Consider the following 15,173-nt stretch of genomic DNA (forward strand, 5'->3'; position numbering starts at 1 on the left):
TGCTGTGGTCCTGGTTCCGTCTTGTTATTGGGAGAGCCATCAGCGGTGTTATTGAAAATATCGTTAGCGTTGTTGCGCGTGGTGACCGTCAATCGGCCACCAGGAAGTTTCGAGTCGAACCGCTGCCGCCCTCCAAGACGTTATCTTCGCTGCGATCTTTGAGCTTCACGCCGGAGAGCTTGCGCTCCCGCGCCTCGGTTAACAGCAGCAGCAAACGCCGGGCCGCTTCTTCATACGCAAGCCCGGCCGGGCGCACGTTGGAGATGCAGTTGCGCCGGTCATCTTTTAAGCCCACCTCGGGGCCCCAGGTCATATACAGCCCTAAGCTATCTGGGGAGCTAAGGCCGGGGCGTTCGCCGACCATGACCAGCACCGCGTCGGCGTTGAGCAGCGCGCCCACTTCGTCACCTATGGCCACGCGACCTTGCTCGACAAGGATCAGCGGCGCGAGCTGCCATTCGTTCTTGTCGCGCCCGAGTGCGTCATACAGCGCGGTGAGAAACGGGGCGCTGTTTTGCTGTACCGCCAGCGCCGAGAGGCCATCGACGATCACCACCGCCAAATCGAACCGTTGGCCGCCCTCTGCCGCTTGCTGCAGCGCCTGCCGGGAGTGTTCATTGAGCCGTCGGCCATAATCAGGCCGCTGCAGGTACATCGCGCGGTCCTCTGCACGGCTATGTACTGCAAGCGGTGTGGTGCTCAAGCCAAGCGTTTGGGTCAGCTCCTCGGCCAGCGTCTGGCAATCCAGCGGGCAGTGGACCGCATCTTGGGCTTGGGCATGGGCGAGCTGAAACGCAAGCAGCTGCTGGGTGGGCAGGCTCACGCCCGCACGCCCTAGCCCAATGCGCGCATCGGTGAAGGCGCGCAGACGCTCCCAGGGGTTCTCGATGACGATCGGCGCAGTGGTTTCCTGCGTGGGGTGTTTAGGCATCTTGGTCGCTCCCCTTCGGCAAGTGGCGCAGGCTGTTGGCAAAGGCAGCAGGCAGCTGGTCGTTCAGGCGATGGGTGCTCACATCTTGAAAGATCTGCATCTTGGCCAGCCACTGCTCGAACTCCGGTGCGGCTTTTAACCCCAACACCCGACGGGCATAGAGCGCATCGTGAAACGAGGTGGTTTGGTAGTTGAGCATGATGTCGTCAGAGCCAGGAATGCCCATCACGAAGTTGCAGCCTGCCACGCCCAGCAGCGTCAGCAGGTTGTCCATGTCGTTTTGATCGGCGTTGGCGTGGTTGGTGTAGCACACGTCGCACCCCATCGGCACACCCAGGAGCTTTCCGCAGAAGTGATCCTCGAGCCCGGCACGGGTGATCTCTTTGCCGTCGTACAGATACTCGGGGCCAATGAATCCCACCACCGTGTTGACCAGCAGCGGATTGAACTTGCGCGCCACGGCGTAGGCCCGGGCTTCGCAGGTTTGCTGGTCGAGCCCGTGATGGGCGTCGGCGGAGAGCGAACTGCCCTGGCCGGTTTCGAAATACATCACGTTGCGACCCACGGTGCCGCGATTGAGCGTTTGTGCGGCGGCTTCTGCTTCCGCCAGGATGCTCAAATCGAATCCAAAGCTGCGGTTGGTGGCTTCGGTGCCGCCGATGGATTGAAAGACCAGATCCACCGGAGCGCCCTGCTCGATGGCCTCCAGCGTGTTGGTCACGTGAGTCAGCACGCAGGATTGCGTAGGGATCTCGTATTTCTGGATCACGTCGTCCATCAGGCGCATCAGCTTGATGCTTTGGGCGACGTTATCGGTGGCCGGGTTGATACCGATCACCGCATCGCCGCTGCCATACAGCAGGCCATCGAGAATACTCGCCGCGATGCCGGTCACATCATCGGTGGGGTGGTTGGGCTGTAAGCGGGTCGAAAGCCGCCCCGGCAGCCCAATGGTGTTGCGAAATGCCGTCGTCACTTGGCACTTTTTGGCCACCAGCATGAGGTCTTGGTTGCGCATCAGCTTACTCACCGCCGCGGCCATTTCCGGTGTAATACCGGGGCGGGCAGCTGCCAGCGCTTCGCTGGTGGCGTGGTCAGAGAGCAGCCAGTTGCGAAAATCGCCTACGGTGAGGTGCTTTAGCGGTGCAAATGCCTCTACATCGTGGTCGTCGATGATCAGACGGGTGATTTCGTCCTGCTCGTAGGGGATCAGCGCGTCGTTCAAAAAGGTGGTGAGCGGTAGCTCCGCCAGCACCATTTGGGCGACGACTCGCTCTTCTGCCGATTCTGCCATCACCCCGGCAAGGCGGTCGCCCGAGCGCGGCGGCGTGGCTTTGGCCATCAGTTCGGCGAGTCCGCTAAAGCGATAGCGGCGGCTTCCCACCGTGGTGTGATAGGTCTGCGCCATGGGCCTTCCCTTCTCTTACCTATTCGATACTCAAGGCGCGGTATGCGCGTTGAGGAACAAAACTTGCTTGTTCTCACAATAGCGCTATCACTTAACGGGGAGTATCGAGTTTTGGCAAAACACACCAAGGATATAAAAACCAATAAGAAACAGTGGATTAATAACGACAACAAGGCGTGGGCGCCAGTCGGTCACGCCACTAGGAGCGGGTGATGTCCTCGACGCCGACTCAAAGCGCACCAAAAAAGTGCATTCAAGAAGCCTTCGATGCCGATGAGCATGCGCAAAATCTGACCCGCTGGCAGCAGCAGTACGACCAGCTCACCCCGGGACGTTTTTACGGACGGCTGGATGAAATTGCGCTGCCTGCCCTTCAAGTCTTCAAAGAGCACACGGGCCAAGCGCTGCGTCAGGAGTGTCGGGTGTGGGAGAACTCACTGTGGCTGGGGATTCCACCCCGCTCGGCGGGGTCGCGTATCAATGGACAACCCCTCGACGCACAGCAAGTAATGTGCCGCCCCGGCGGGCGCGATTTTGAATTGGTGACCCCGGAAGGCTTCGATATTTACGGGATGGTGATACGTCTACCGGCGTTATACGCCGCTGCCGAGCGCCAGGGCATCACGCTGGATGAGCAGTGGATGACTGCGCCCCGCCGTCATGTGAACCCTGTCACGCTGCGCGCCTTACTGTTTCTTTTGGAACGCCTGTTAGGCCAGCAGCAGAGCGCCATCGCCGAGAGGCTGCATCAGGATATTCTCTTGACTGGCCTGTTAGAGCTGCTGGATGCCCAGCAGCCCAGCAAAGAGCTGCCTCCTAGCTACGTTCACCGAAAGGCCGTCGTCGACCGGGTCAAGCAGTATGTCGATGCGCATCTAGACGCGCCGATTACCATGGAAGCATTATGCGAGCTGACACATGTGAGCCGACGCACGCTGCAATATAGCTTTACGACGATTTTAGGTATCAGCCCGCTGCAGTTTCTAAGACTAACGCGGCTGAATCGCGTTCGCCGTGCGTTACGCGCGGCCGAGCCGCCCCAAACGGTCACCGAGATTGCGACGTACTGGGGCTTTTGGCATTTGGGGCAGTTCGCCCACGACTACAAGCAGCAGTTTGGTGAGTGCCCGTCGCACACGCTCAATCAGTCTCCAAACGGCACTATGTCAACCAGTGCTTAGCAAACTGCTCGGCACTCAGCGGTCGGCCATAGTAATACCCTTGGGCCTGGGTACAGCCCATGGCCAATAGCGCCTCACTTTGCGCTTTGGTCTCGATGCCCTCTGCAATGGTTTCCAGCCCTAACGTTTTGGCCATGGCGATGATAGTGGCCACGATGATGCGGTCATTGTCGCTAGTGAGCATATCGCGCACGAACGAGATATCGATTTTGATCCTATCGGCGGCAAAGCGTTTTAAATAGGCCAATGACGAATAACCGGTACCAAAGTCATCGATCGAGAGCCCCATGCCATGCCCCTTCAATATCTCGGTGATGGCGATGGCATCGTCTGGGTGGGCCATGATCCCGCTCTCGGTGATTTCGATACTCAAGGCGTGAGGAGACACGCCGTGCGTGCGGCAACTGGCCAGCAGCGTCGCCACCAGATCGCTATCTTCGAACTGGTCGGCCGCAATGTTGATAGCTAACGGCACGTGCAGTTGCAGACCTTGACGCTGCCACTGGGCTAACTGCTGGCAAGCTTTATCGATGACACAGTTGCCAAGCGGCACGATCATTCCACGCTCTTCGGCAATGGCGATGAACTGCCCGGGCGAGACGTCTCCCAACTCGTCGTCCCACCAACGACACAGCGCTTCCGCCCCAATGAGTTGGCCACTGCGCATATCCACCTGCGGCTGGAAATGTAAATAGAACGAGTGGTTTGCAATCGCCAGTGCCAGGCGCTTGGCAATATGCAGCTGTTGTGCGACCGCATGCCCCATCCAATACTCGAACGTACGCGTCGACAGTTTCTGGCGCTTTGCTTGGTACATAGCGATATCGGCATGCTTCAAGAGCGCTTGCGCCGATTGACCGTGGGCCGGGTATAGCGCGATTCCCACGCTCACTGACAGTTCAGACGAGTGCTGCTCTATCATGATCGGCTCATGGAGACTCGCACAGAGGGTGTCCGCTATTTGTTGGGCGTGTTGCTCGTCGTTCGCTTCCTGGCAAATGATCACGAACTCGTCTCCACCTAGCCGGGCGACAAACTCTCCCGTAGGCAGTACGCTGCGAAAGCGCTGCGCGACTTCTTTTAGCACCAAATCACCGACATCATGGCCAGCGGTGTCATTAATCTCTTTGAAGTGGTTGAGATCGAGCAGCAATAGCGCAAAAGGTAGCTGCGCTTCGGCGTTGACACACTGCTCGAGCCGCTGCATGAAAGCCGTGCGGTTGGGTAACCGAGTGCCTGCATCACAATAGGCCAGTTGGCGTATGCGAGCCTCGTCACGTTGGCGGCCAAGTTCGGACGCTGCTCTTGCGGCGAATATTTGCAATACCGCGCTGACGATTTTCGTCTCCGAGAGCGGTGCTTTGAACATCACGCCAATAATGCCAATAGGACGCCCATGGGCATCGTCCAAGCGTCGACCAACGTATGCGTTGACCCATGACAGTGCGCCATTGGACTCGACCGGCAAACGAATACCAGCCCCTTCGAGCACGATACATTCACGCTGTGTCAACACGTCCTGACAGGGCACGCCTGCCAAATGGTAGCTAAACGCAGGCTGACGCTCGCCGTTAACGTAGAGCGACAACACATTGGCAACGTTGGGGTCCTGATCATCGAGCGTCGCAATGAAGCCGACATCGGCAGCCAACGCGTTGGCCATGTGATCGGTCAATTGCGTCAGGAAGGCTTCGCCGTGCTGCGCCGACACGGCGGTGGCCACTTGAGCCACCGCATGCTGGATACGCTGTTCGGCTTGACGGTGTCGAAGGCAGTCGATACCAAAGGCGATATCGTCAGCCAGTTCACTCAATAAGCGCACTTCGGCAGCCGTCATGGGCGCATCATCGCTTTGATAGAGCGTGATGACACCGAGCAGTTGCCCCCGATACACCAACGGCAACGCCACCAACACGGCGACGTCTAGCGCCACCAGCGTGGCATCGTGCCCCGAAGCGTCGGGATCGAGCCGAGGCGAATATACCACCGGTGCACGGCGGGCCATCGCTTGGTGACGTAGTTCGCGGCTATAGCCCTCCACCAGCAGCTGCTTTGGACTTAACCAACCCGACACATCGGTTTCTCTATCGACACAGGCTTTTAGCCCCCCTTCGACGCCTTCCTCCCCAGGCAGACCATGATGCACCCAAGCCGCCGTGTAGCCTCCGACGTCCACTAGAACGCGGCACGCCGACTGCAGTAGCGACGTTTCATCGTGGGCGTGAAACCGTGCGTCATTTCCTCTACTCAGCAACCTCAACGCCCGTTGCTTACTGGCAATACGCTGATCGGCCTGATGACCGATGATCTGACGGGAGAGTTCGACGCCTGCTAACGAGGCAACGATACGCATGACCTCTTTCGTGTATCGAGGCAACCGAAGCGGTCGCGAATGCATGAGCACGAGAATCCCATGGCAGCGGCCCGATGCATCAGCCATGGGGACACCGAGATAACTTTCGACACTGAGCGCTGTCAGTCGAGCATCGTTAGGGAAGCAGGCACGCGCCTGGGAAGTGATATGAAAACAAGCGTGCGCACTCTTCACTCGCTCACAGGGGGTGCCACAAAGCAGATAGGAGGTCGCCTCGACAAACGTACCTTCGGACCACATGGCCAATGGCGTGGCGGTATCGCGATGATCGATACGAGCGACCAATGCGTGGTCGACGCTGAGCAACTTCGCCAAGGTGCTTGCTAAATGGTGAAAGAACCCGCTTTTATTGACACGGGACAATCCTTCGGCGAGCTGTTGGAAAATTTCTGGTGCCGTCGTAGGAGACATGATATTAAGCGCCTTCGGGTTTGATAGGTAAGCCACGTTGGCAAGCCAAATGCTTTGATCAAAGCCGAATTGACCGCTGTGTGATCATCCCTGAACCATACAGTGATAGTGGCTGTTACGTTTGAACAGCTACCTTAAAGAGCATTGTCCGTCCTTGTTATTCATGCCAATGGATACCACCTGAACCATAGTGTTCAACAGGGATGTCTTTTAATGACTTAACGTACGGCAGACATCTCATCTCTTGCTCTTCCAGCCAACACTTCAAACAATAACGCTTATGGCCATTACTATACGGCCTTTAAGTTTTAATGAATCTCACCACGTTTTTATTTTAGATGATCAATTTAAATAGATTTAACTTTGTTAGTTATCGCCTTTCAGTACGCGTTGCAAAAAAAGCAGATGATGCCACTCATTATCAACCTGCGAAGGTGATATTCAACCTAAACAGTCCTTCATGTCAATAGGCCGTTCCCCAACCATTCAAGGTTATATGGAGGACCGTGTGAATAAAACCGAACAGAAACGGCTAGCTAGCAACATCGGCAGAGCCATCGCCAAACAGCGAATACGCAGCCAGTTGACCCAAGAAGAAGTAGCCGAACGCCTTGGGGTTGGCAACGAAGCCGTTTCTCGAATCGAGCGAGGGCGAGTTATTCCCAATATTATACGCTTATTAGAATTAGCCGAGATATTCAACTGCGAAGCAGCGGAGCTTTTAGGCCAAGCCAGTATTCATGTCGATGATCAAACACACCGAATTAAAGCGTTATTAGCTCCATTAAAACAACGTGATCGAGAGTTGATGTTAGAACTCGTAGAGAGCTTGGCCATACGTTTTCAACAAGACGAATCGACCGAAAAGTAGCCTCACGCCCAACGAACACCTCTTCGGATATCGCCACATCGCTTGGCGTTTGTCGTGGAATGCGCGTCATGTTTCCAGCGTTTTGGAGCTTATCAACGCTTCGTGCTATAGATACTGGACGGAGTAGCTATTGAGCACCTTATGCAGTGCGCATGATCCATACCCAGCATGACGCAACCTCTGCGCTAGCCCAACCGTCTCTTGAGGGGCCCTATGCTGAATACGACGACCTGGAATCGCCTTCGCTATAGTGCCTATGCACCTTTCTATGATGCGGTCGTATCGCGAGCGTTACGTCGTCCACGGCGTGTCGCGCTCAGCCACGTCGACTGGGAGCCCGGTATGCGCATTCTTTTGGTGGGCGCAGGAACGGGCTTGGACCTTCCCTTCATACCCCATGGGCTAGAAATACACCTGACCGACCTTACACCTGGTATGGTCCGACGCGCCAGCGCCAGGGCCGAGCGTTATCAGCGAGATGTGGCTTGCCATGTCATGGATGCCACTCAACTGCTCTATCCCGATGAGCACTTCGATGTCGTCGTCATGCATCTGATTTTGGCGGTGATGCCCTGCCCCGAGCAGGGACTGACCGAGGCCTACCGTGTGCTTAAGCCCGGTGGGCAGCTGTGCGTTATGGATAAGTTCCAACCCGATGACCAACCGTCGGGCTGGGGACGACGCGCAGTCAACATCCTTACCTCCTTCATCGCAACCGATATCACACGGCAAGCCACGCCCATGCTCCAACACGCAGGTTTTCGTATTCAGCGCGACGAACCGGTGCTCATGAGCGGCCTGTTCCGCGCACTGCTTGCAGTGAAATAAGTGAGCGAAATTGCTAGCCATCAACAAAACTCTATACAATAAAATATCAATGTATAGATTTTGCACATAAACCGACATAGCATGACTGTCCTGCTTCATGTCACCGACGAGGACGCGCCATGCCTAAAGCGGCGGTCAAACGCTTTCGCTGCCTACCTGAGGATGAACAATCACGCGTCATCGAAATGGCCTGGGAAGACCGCACACCTTTCGAAGCCATCGAGCGGCTCTTTGGATTGGACGAATCCGATGTGATCGAGGTGATGCGTCACCAGATGAAGCCAAGTTCATTCCGCCTATGGCGCAAGCGGGTCACGGGCCGCACGACCAAGCACCGAGCCCTGCGTTCGCCCGATGTCATGCGTGGCTACTGCCCTACTCAATACAAGCGCTAAGCTTTTCTTCTCACCGCTGCCTAATGCCTCTCATTTCACTGGCAAAGTCGCCGTGCCGCCCACGTTCATGTCGCCATGACAGGATATGTTCAGCCGCCACTAAGTGTTATATTATCACATAACATATAAAAGTGAGAGGACCTATCCGTGTCTGCATTTTCTCCCCTGCCCGTGACCGTGCTTTCCGGCTTCCTGGGTGCCGGTAAAACCACCGTGCTCAATCATATTCTCGCCAATCGCGAGGGCCGACGTGTTGCAGTGATCGTCAACGACATGAGCGAGGTCAATATCGATGGTGCACTGGTGCGTGGCGGCCCAGGCGAGCCGACGCTGGATAGCGACGTCGCCTTGAATCGCTCGGAAGAGCGCCTCGTCGAGATGAGCAATGGCTGTATTTGCTGCACCTTACGCGAGGATCTGCTGGTGGAGGTGAGCCAACTGGCCCGTGAAGGGAAGTTCGATTACCTAGTCATCGAGTCCACGGGCATCTCCGAGCCGCTGCCCGTGGCAGAAACCTTTACCTTCGAAGACGAAAGCGGCCAGAGTCTTTCCCAGGTCGCAAGACTGGACACGCTGGTCACCGTGGTCGATGGCGCCAACTTCCTGGCTCAGTATCAGGAAGCGCAGAGCCTGGCCGAGGCGGGAGAAAGTCTGGGCGAGGACGATGAGCGCAACGTTGCCGACCTGCTGGTGGATCAGATCGAGTTTTGCGATGTGCTGCTGATCAGCAAGACGGACTTAATCAGTGAGACTGAACTGGCGTCATTGAAAGCGATTCTACGCTCGCTCAACCCGGAGGCCGAGCTGGTGCCCATCACCCAGGGCGGCGTCCCGCTGGACAAGGTGTTGGATACCGGCAAGTTCGATTTCGAGCGCGCCCAGCAGGCGCCCGGCTGGCTCAAGGAGATGCGCGGAGAGCACGTGCCGGAAACCGAAGAGTACGGCATTGGCAGCTTCGCCTACCACGCCCGCCGCCCCTTCCACCCGCAAAAATTTCACGACCTGCTGAATGCCGAGTGGTTCGGCAAGGGCCTGCTGCGCTCCAAAGGCTTTTTCTGGCTGGCTACTCGCCCCCGCTACGCGGGCCAGTGGAGCCAGGCAGGCGGCATTGCCCATCACGGCCCTGCCGGAGTGTTCTGGAAGGCCATCCCGGAAGCCAGCTGGCCGGAAGACCCGGAATACCGCCAGTTCATTCTGGAGAAATGGCAAGAGCCGTTTGGCGACATGCGCCAGGAGCTGGTGTTTATCGGCCAGAACCTAGATGAGACCAAAATGCGTGAAGCGCTGGACGACTGTTTACTCAGCGAGGCCGAACTATTAGAAGGGATGGAGACATGGCAGCAGTTGCCCGATCCATTCCCGGCCTGGGAGTAAAAGCACCACTTCACACCGACACCACCTCAGCACTGGCCGGATGCGCCAGCGCCTGCCAAGCATCATAGGTGGTAAAGAACACTTGGCCGGTGAGTTCGTGGTAGAACGCCGTGTGCTTTAGGCGATCCATCACTGGCCCTTTCACCTCGGCCAAGTGGAGCATGGCACCGGCGTCTTTCAGCCGACCGTTGATGACCTCCAGGCTCTCCAGGGCCGAAGCATCGATGACATTCACTGCCTGACAGGTGAGCACAATGTGCTTGATCGACGGCGAGCGGGCAGCCAGCGCCATGACGGTATCTTCGAGATAGCGAGCGTTGGCAAAATAGAGGCTTTCATCGATGCGCAGCATGGCCACATGCTCGTCGGTTTCTACCTGATGGCGCTTCACGTTACGGAAATGCTCGGTACCCGGCACCCGCCCTACCACCGCACTGTGGGGCTGGCTGGTGCGGTAAAGGTGTAACCCCAGCGAGAGCACCACCCCACTGATAATGCCCACTTCCACGCTGTGCAGAAGGGTCAGCAGCAAAGTAGCGACCATCGCCACCCCGTCACTGCGGGAGTATTGCCAGGTCCGCTTTACCGCAGGCAAATCAATCAACGTCCCCACTGCCACGATAATCGTGGCGGCCAGCGTGGCGGTGGGTAAAAGCCAGTAAGTCAGTGAGTAGCAGCGTGGCCAACACAATCCCAAGCGCGGTAAAAGCCCCCGCCAGCGGCGTCGCCGCCCCGGCTTCAAAATTGACCACCGAGCGCGAAAAACCGCCCGAAACCGGCGAGCCACTGCTAACGCCAGCGCCAAGATTCGCCATACCGAGCGCAATCAGCTCTTGGTTAGGGTCAATACGCTGACGGCGCTTGGCGGCCAGGGTCTGCGCCACGGACACCGACTCTACAAACCCTACCAAGCTGATCAGCAGCGCCGCCGGCAGCAGGCCGAGCCATAGCGATTGATCCAGACTCGGCAGCGTAATGGCAGGCAGGCCACTGGGCACAAAGCCCACCACATCGACCCCGCGCTGCTCCAGTTGGAGGCACCAGGCCAACAGGTTGGTCACTACCACGGCCGAAATAGGCGCGGCTTTGACCATTAACCCTGCCCAACTGGCAGGCATTCCCAGCTTGGTCAGCCAGCCATTCAAACGCTTGCGACACACCCATAGATACGCCCAAACGCCAAGGCCAATGAGCAGCGTTATGACATTCACCTGCTGCCACTGGCCCAATAGCGCACGCAGCAGTTCCACCACGTTATGGCCGGATGCTTCGACCCCAAAAAATGTGCTTCAACTGGCTGATCGCGATCAAAATTCCCGAGGCAGTCACAAACCCAGAAATCACCGGATGGCTGAGAAAGTTGACTAAAAAGCCCAGCCGAAGCACGCCCATGGCGATAAGAATCAGCCCAGAGAGCGCGGCAAGCACCAGCGCCGCACCGATATACTCCGGGCTGCCCGGCGCGGCAAAACTGCTCAGCGCCGAGGCCGTCATCAGTGCTGCCACCGCCACCGGCCCTACGGCCAAACTCGCGCTGGAGCCAAAGATGGCGTATAGCACCAGCGGCAGCATGCTGGCGTAAAGCCCCATTTCCGGCGGCAACCCTGCCAGCATGGCGTAGGCCAGCGCTTGCGGCACCAGCATCAGCGTGACGATCACTGCGGCAAGTACATCCCGCGTGAGCAACCCCCGATGATAGGTTCGCAGCCAGCCGATTAGCGGCACCCAGCGCTCAATGTTCATGATGCAGTCTCATAATAGGTATCTGCTGATACGGGGCCTTCGTACTAGGGTTTTACTCATCTTCGCTTTTTATTGGACGCTCCGTTCAAGACCTTGGCGCTGATCTTCCAAGTCCACCCCTGCCGCATGGGCCGCCGTAAACAGTTCCGCCAAATCGCACTGCTCGTGCTGACGCTTGGCGTAGGCCCACAGGTGTGTGGCCCGCTTACCTGAGCGGCAAAACGCCAAGAGAGGGCGCGGCAGCTGTTGGAGCGCTTCAGCAAAGGCGCGGATGTCAGCTTCGCTGTACTCGCCTGGCTTCACGGGGATATACACCCAGGCAAGGCCAAGCTGCTCGGCTTTTTCGCGATAGCGCGCCTCGTCGGGAAAGTCTTCGCTCTCACCCTCGATGCGGTTACACACCACCGCATTGAAACCACGCGCTTTTACCTCTTCCAACTCATCCACCGCCAGCGCTGAGGTGATCTCAACGCCTGGCTCCAATGGCTTCGTTTGCATGACCGAGCACACCTCCTATTGGGTTGGATAACCTTAATCCCAGGCCGCACCTTCCAGGGCATCCAGGGGGATTTTCAGATAGCGCTTGCCGTTGGCTTCTGGTTCCGGCAAACGGCCGCCGCGAGTATTCACCTGCAGCGCGTGCAAAATCAGCTTGGGCATGGGCAGCTCGATATCCCGCTTGTGGCGCAGGGCGATGTACTCTTCCTCGCTTTTGCCTACCAAGTGCGGGTTGTTGGCTCGCTGCTCATTGACGCTGCTCTCCCACTGCGGTTCACGGTCGTCGGGCATATAGTCGTGGCCGGTGAACAGCCGCGTATTGCCCGGTAGTGCGAGAATCTGCTGGATGGAGTTCCATAGGGACTTGGCATCCCCACCGGGAAAATCGGCGCGCGCCGTCCCAAAATCAGGCTGGAAAAGGGTGTCATGCACAAAGGCGGCATCACCGATGACGTAGGTGATGGAGGCCAGCGTATGGCCAGGCGAGTGCAGCACGCGGGCGCTGAGTTCTCCAATGGCAAACGTATCGCCCTCCACAAACAGCGTGTCCCACTGGCGGCCATCGGTGGGCATCTCTGGCCAGTGATAAATCTCCTTCCATAGTGCCTGCACTTGGGTGACGTACTGGCCAATCGCCGTCGGTGCGCCGGTTTTCTGTTTTAGGTACTGGGCTGCTGAAAAGTGGTCTGCGTGGGGGTGCGTATCCAGAATCCACGCCACTTTCAGTCCCTCTTCCTCGATATATTTCAACAGCGCGTCAGCGCAAAAGGTGGCCGTTGCGCCAGACTTTTCGTCGAAATCCAGCACCGGATCAATAATCGCGCACTGCTTGGTGGCAGGGTCGCTGACGATGTATTGGATGCTAAAGGTACGTGGATCAAAAAAGCCCGCAACATCAGGTGAGCCTGTGCCTGTGCTTTGAGAAAGGGCAAAGGTCTGCATGCTTATCTCCCGGCTACTTGAGTAGGGTTGCCTGACGCCAAAGCGCCAAAAATTGTTATAAAGATAGCTGATTATGAAATATAAGCAATAACAACCACAAAAACGCCGCCTCCCTGCTAACAGGGGGCGGCGACAATAAGAGCGACGATGGAGCAATCAATACGGGCTAGAACGTTTTCTCCAACGCAAAGCGCGGCTGGGTGTTCCCTTCTTTCGTCACGCTCTCCATGAACATCGCCAGCGGGCGCACCCAAAGACCGTAGTCGCCATATAGCGCGCGATAGACTACCAGCGGTTCTTCGCTTTCGCTGTGCTGGGCGGTGCCCATCACTTCGTAAAGGCTGCCTTTGTAGTGGCGGTAAATACCGGGAACGGGAGTGGTCATTCGTTTTCCTCTTGAATGGCTTGAGTGGCGGAGGGCTGATTCGCTTTCTTGGCGAGGCGCTCCAACACTTTGGAGGCGGCCACGAAGCCAAAGGTCCCGGTGAGAAAGGTCGCCGCGCCAAAGCCAGAGGCGCAGTCCAGCCGTGTAGCCTCGTTGCTGCCGGGCTTTTGCAGGCACACTTCGCCGTCGGCACTGGGGTAGATCAACTGCTCATCGGAGTAGACGCACTCCACCGAGAAGCGCCGCTTGGGATTGCGGGAGAAGCCGTAGTCGCGGCGCAATCTTGAGCGCACTTTGGAGAGCAGCGGGTCGTGCTCGGTGCGGGTCAAATCCGCCACTTGAATGCGCGTGGGGTCGGTCTGCCCGCCCGCCGCGCCGGTGACGGTAATCGGGATTTTGCGCCGCTTGCACCAGGCAATCAGCGCGGCCTTGGCGATGACGCTGTCGATGGCATCCACCACGTGGTCGGCATCGTCGGGTATGCGTTCGGCCAGATTGGTGGGCGTGACGAAGGCGGTATCCGCGATAATCTCGATCTCGGGGGCAATCAGGCGGCAGCGCTCGGCCAGCACGTCTACTTTGGGCTGGCCAATCGTGCCATCCAGCGCGTGGAGCTGGCGGTTAACGTTGGAGACAAACACGTCGTCCAGATCGATCAGCGTAAGCTTGCCTATGCCCGAGCGGGCGAGCGCCTCGACTGTCCAACTGCCCACACCGCCGACCCCGACGACGACGACATGGGCACGGCGAAATGCCTGCGCCGCACGCTGGCCGTAGAGGCGCCGAATACCGCCAAAGCGGAAGTCATAATCGCTGGAAGACGTCGTGGATTCATTCAATGACATGGGCAGGCTCACAGTGCTTGCAGGGCAGAAGGCATGGCGATGGGCGGCGTGCGCACACTATCCAAAGGCAAGTGCCCCTGCCAACCAAACTGCTCGAACAGATGTTTCATCGTCTCATCCACGGCGCAGCTGAGCTGAATGCGTTTATACAGCAGCGGGTGATCAAACACTAAATAGGTGGCGGCGAGCAGCAGCCGAGGGGCAGCCAGCTGCTCGGCAAAAAAGCGGTTGTGGACACTTTTGCCATGCTTGGAGTCGCCAATGATCGGGTAGCCGCGGCGGGATAAGTGGCGGCGAATTTGGTGCCGCCGCCCGGTCAGCGGCCGTGCTTCCACCAGGGAATAGCGCGCCACTGGGTAGCGGTCTACCTGCACCGGCAGCTCGACGCTATCCAAGCGGCGAATATCGGTCATCGCAGGCATGGCGGGCATTTCCGCCTTGGGGCGCGTGCCGTCCTCCTCCCGTAACGGGTAATCCAACCGCTCCTGCTCCGGCGCTTTGCCGCGCACCACCGCTAGGTAGCGCTTCTCTACCTGGCGTTCGCTAAACCCTTCGCTCAGCAGGGCGGCTGCCTCGGAGGAGAGGCCAAACACCATCACGCCGGAGGTCGGCCGGTCCAGCCGGTGCACCGGGTAGACCCGCTTGCCGAGCTGGTCACGTAGGCGCTGAAGCAGGAACTCGGTTTCCCCACGCGCCAACGCTGAGCGGTGCACTAATAGGCCCGACGGCTTATGCACCGCTACAAGATGCTCATCCTGATAGAGGATGGTGAGTGGCTGCATGAAACTCCTCGCAACGTAGGCCGAGAACACGGCAACTGGGATATGTGTCGCAGGCTATTGTCGCGACTTAAGGCGCTTATGTCATCCGCTGAGGCGAACGTAACGCTGCGCTAACGCGCCCATGATCTCCTGACCGAGTGGATGAGCCCTACCGGCGCGAGCGCAACCGAGGGCTCGCATCGTTCTGGCAGGGGACGCAGCAGGC

At 58.0% G+C, this 15,173-nt stretch carries 13 protein-coding genes and 1 pseudogene; 5 read left to right on the forward strand and 9 right to left on the reverse strand.

Features of this window, described 5'->3' with window-relative positions; all coding sequences use genetic code 11:
• Positions 1 to 88: 88 nt before the first annotated feature.
• Both eutC and MHM37_RS02960 read right to left on the reverse strand, forming a co-directional pair.
• A complete protein-coding gene (gene eutC, locus MHM37_RS02955) occupies positions 89 to 931 on the reverse strand; it encodes an ethanolamine ammonia-lyase subunit EutC (protein WP_219862792.1) in 843 nt (280 codons plus the stop codon).
• Entirely contained in the window at positions 924 to 2,339 is a 1,416-nt protein-coding gene (locus tag MHM37_RS02960) for an ethanolamine ammonia-lyase subunit EutB (RefSeq protein WP_219862790.1), read from the reverse strand. The genes eutC and MHM37_RS02960 overlap by 8 nt, the downstream gene beginning before the upstream one ends.
• Positions 2,340 to 2,551: 212 nt before the next feature.
• Between MHM37_RS02960 and MHM37_RS02965 the strand changes: the two genes are divergently transcribed.
• Positions 2,552 to 3,520 carry a helix-turn-helix domain-containing protein gene (locus MHM37_RS02965; RefSeq protein WP_239295815.1) on the forward strand — a complete coding sequence of 323 codons (969 nt, stop codon included), beginning with the start codon at positions 2,552 to 2,554 and terminating at the stop codon, positions 3,518 to 3,520.
• Here MHM37_RS02965 and MHM37_RS02970 read toward each other — a convergent pair.
• Entirely contained in the window at positions 3,501 to 6,305 is a 2,805-nt protein-coding gene (locus MHM37_RS02970; RefSeq protein ID WP_239295814.1) for a GGDEF domain-containing protein, read from the reverse strand. The two genes, MHM37_RS02965 and MHM37_RS02970, sit on opposite strands and share 20 nt — an antisense overlap.
• Positions 6,306 to 6,813: 508 nt before the next feature.
• Here MHM37_RS02970 and MHM37_RS02975 point away from each other — a divergent pair.
• The 4 genes from MHM37_RS02975 (at position 6,814) to zigA (ending at position 9,773) form a co-directional block, all read left to right on the forward strand.
• Positions 6,814 to 7,176: a helix-turn-helix transcriptional regulator gene (locus MHM37_RS02975; protein WP_176558260.1), complete on the forward strand. Its 363-nt coding sequence runs from the start codon at positions 6,814 to 6,816 to the stop codon at positions 7,174 to 7,176.
• A 213-nt stretch (positions 7,177 to 7,389) separates the two neighbouring features.
• Positions 7,390 to 8,004, forward strand: a complete 615-nt coding sequence (locus tag MHM37_RS02980; protein ID WP_153843489.1) for a class I SAM-dependent methyltransferase — start codon at positions 7,390 to 7,392, stop codon at positions 8,002 to 8,004.
• Positions 8,005 to 8,123: 119 nt separating this feature from the next.
• A complete protein-coding gene (locus MHM37_RS02985) occupies positions 8,124 to 8,399 on the forward strand; it encodes a TIGR03643 family protein (RefSeq protein ID WP_153843488.1) in 276 nt (91 codons plus the stop codon).
• A gap of 147 nt (positions 8,400 to 8,546) precedes the next feature.
• Positions 8,547 to 9,773 carry a zinc metallochaperone GTPase ZigA gene (zigA, locus tag MHM37_RS02990; protein ID WP_239295813.1) on the forward strand — a complete coding sequence of 409 codons (1,227 nt, stop codon included), beginning with the start codon at positions 8,547 to 8,549 and terminating at the stop codon, positions 9,771 to 9,773.
• Positions 9,774 to 9,783: 10 nt separating this feature from the next.
• Here zigA and sulP read toward each other — a convergent pair.
• The 6 genes and pseudogenes from sulP to MHM37_RS03020 form a co-directional block, all read right to left on the reverse strand.
• A pseudogene (sulP, locus tag MHM37_RS02995) lies at positions 9,784 to 11,516 on the reverse strand (sulfate permease).
• A 69-nt stretch (positions 11,517 to 11,585) separates the two neighbouring features.
• On the reverse strand, positions 11,586 to 12,014 hold the full coding sequence (locus MHM37_RS03000) for a TIGR01244 family sulfur transferase (protein WP_153843486.1): 429 nt from the start codon (positions 12,012 to 12,014) through the stop codon (positions 11,586 to 11,588).
• A gap of 33 nt (positions 12,015 to 12,047) precedes the next feature.
• Positions 12,048 to 12,956 (reverse strand): MBL fold metallo-hydrolase, encoded by a 909-nt coding sequence (locus MHM37_RS03005; protein WP_153843485.1) that lies wholly within the window; start codon positions 12,954 to 12,956, stop codon positions 12,048 to 12,050.
• Between the two features lie 166 nt (positions 12,957 to 13,122).
• Positions 13,123 to 13,341, reverse strand: a complete 219-nt coding sequence (locus tag MHM37_RS03010; RefSeq protein ID WP_153843484.1) for a DUF1653 domain-containing protein — start codon at positions 13,339 to 13,341, stop codon at positions 13,123 to 13,125.
• A complete protein-coding gene (gene tcdA / locus MHM37_RS03015) occupies positions 13,338 to 14,186 on the reverse strand; it encodes a tRNA cyclic N6-threonylcarbamoyladenosine(37) synthase TcdA (RefSeq protein ID WP_239295812.1) in 849 nt (282 codons plus the stop codon). The genes MHM37_RS03010 and tcdA overlap by 4 nt, the downstream gene beginning before the upstream one ends.
• Positions 14,187 to 14,194: 8 nt before the next feature.
• On the reverse strand, positions 14,195 to 14,968 hold the full coding sequence (locus MHM37_RS03020; RefSeq protein WP_239295811.1) for a pseudouridine synthase: 774 nt from the start codon (positions 14,966 to 14,968) through the stop codon (positions 14,195 to 14,197).
• Between the last annotated feature and the right edge of the window lie 205 nt (positions 14,969 to 15,173).

The sequence above is a fragment of the Halomonas sp. MMH1-48 genome (genome assembly GCF_022348105.1).
Classification (GTDB): Bacteria; Pseudomonadota; Gammaproteobacteria; order Pseudomonadales; family Halomonadaceae; genus Vreelandella; species Vreelandella piezotolerans.

Excerpts from the sequence above, each read along its gene's own strand:
- MHM37_RS03020 (WP_239295811.1), bottom strand. The coding sequence starts at position 14,968 with ATGCAGCCACTCACCATCCTCTATCAGGATGAGCATCTTGTAGCGGTG.
- MHM37_RS02970 (WP_239295814.1), bottom strand. The coding sequence starts at position 6,305 with ATGTCTCCTACGACGGCACCAGAAATTTTCCAACAGCTCGCCGAAGGA.
- tcdA (WP_239295812.1), bottom strand. The coding sequence starts at position 14,186 with ATGTCATTGAATGAATCCACGACGTCTTCCAGCGATTATGACTTCCGC.
- eutC (WP_219862792.1), bottom strand. The coding sequence starts at position 931 with ATGCCTAAACACCCCACGCAGGAAACCACTGCGCCGATCGTCATCGAG.
- MHM37_RS03010 (WP_153843484.1), bottom strand. The coding sequence starts at position 13,341 with ATGACCACTCCCGTTCCCGGTATTTACCGCCACTACAAAGGCAGCCTT.
- MHM37_RS03005 (WP_153843485.1), bottom strand. The coding sequence starts at position 12,956 with ATGCAGACCTTTGCCCTTTCTCAAAGCACAGGCACAGGCTCACCTGAT.
- MHM37_RS02985 (WP_153843488.1), top strand. The coding sequence starts at position 8,124 with ATGCCTAAAGCGGCGGTCAAACGCTTTCGCTGCCTACCTGAGGATGAA.
- MHM37_RS03000 (WP_153843486.1), bottom strand. The coding sequence starts at position 12,014 with ATGCAAACGAAGCCATTGGAGCCAGGCGTTGAGATCACCTCAGCGCTG.
- MHM37_RS02965 (WP_239295815.1), top strand. The coding sequence starts at position 2,552 with ATGTCCTCGACGCCGACTCAAAGCGCACCAAAAAAGTGCATTCAAGAA.
- MHM37_RS02960 (WP_219862790.1), bottom strand. The coding sequence starts at position 2,339 with ATGGCGCAGACCTATCACACCACGGTGGGAAGCCGCCGCTATCGCTTT.
- MHM37_RS02980 (WP_153843489.1), top strand. The coding sequence starts at position 7,390 with ATGCTGAATACGACGACCTGGAATCGCCTTCGCTATAGTGCCTATGCA.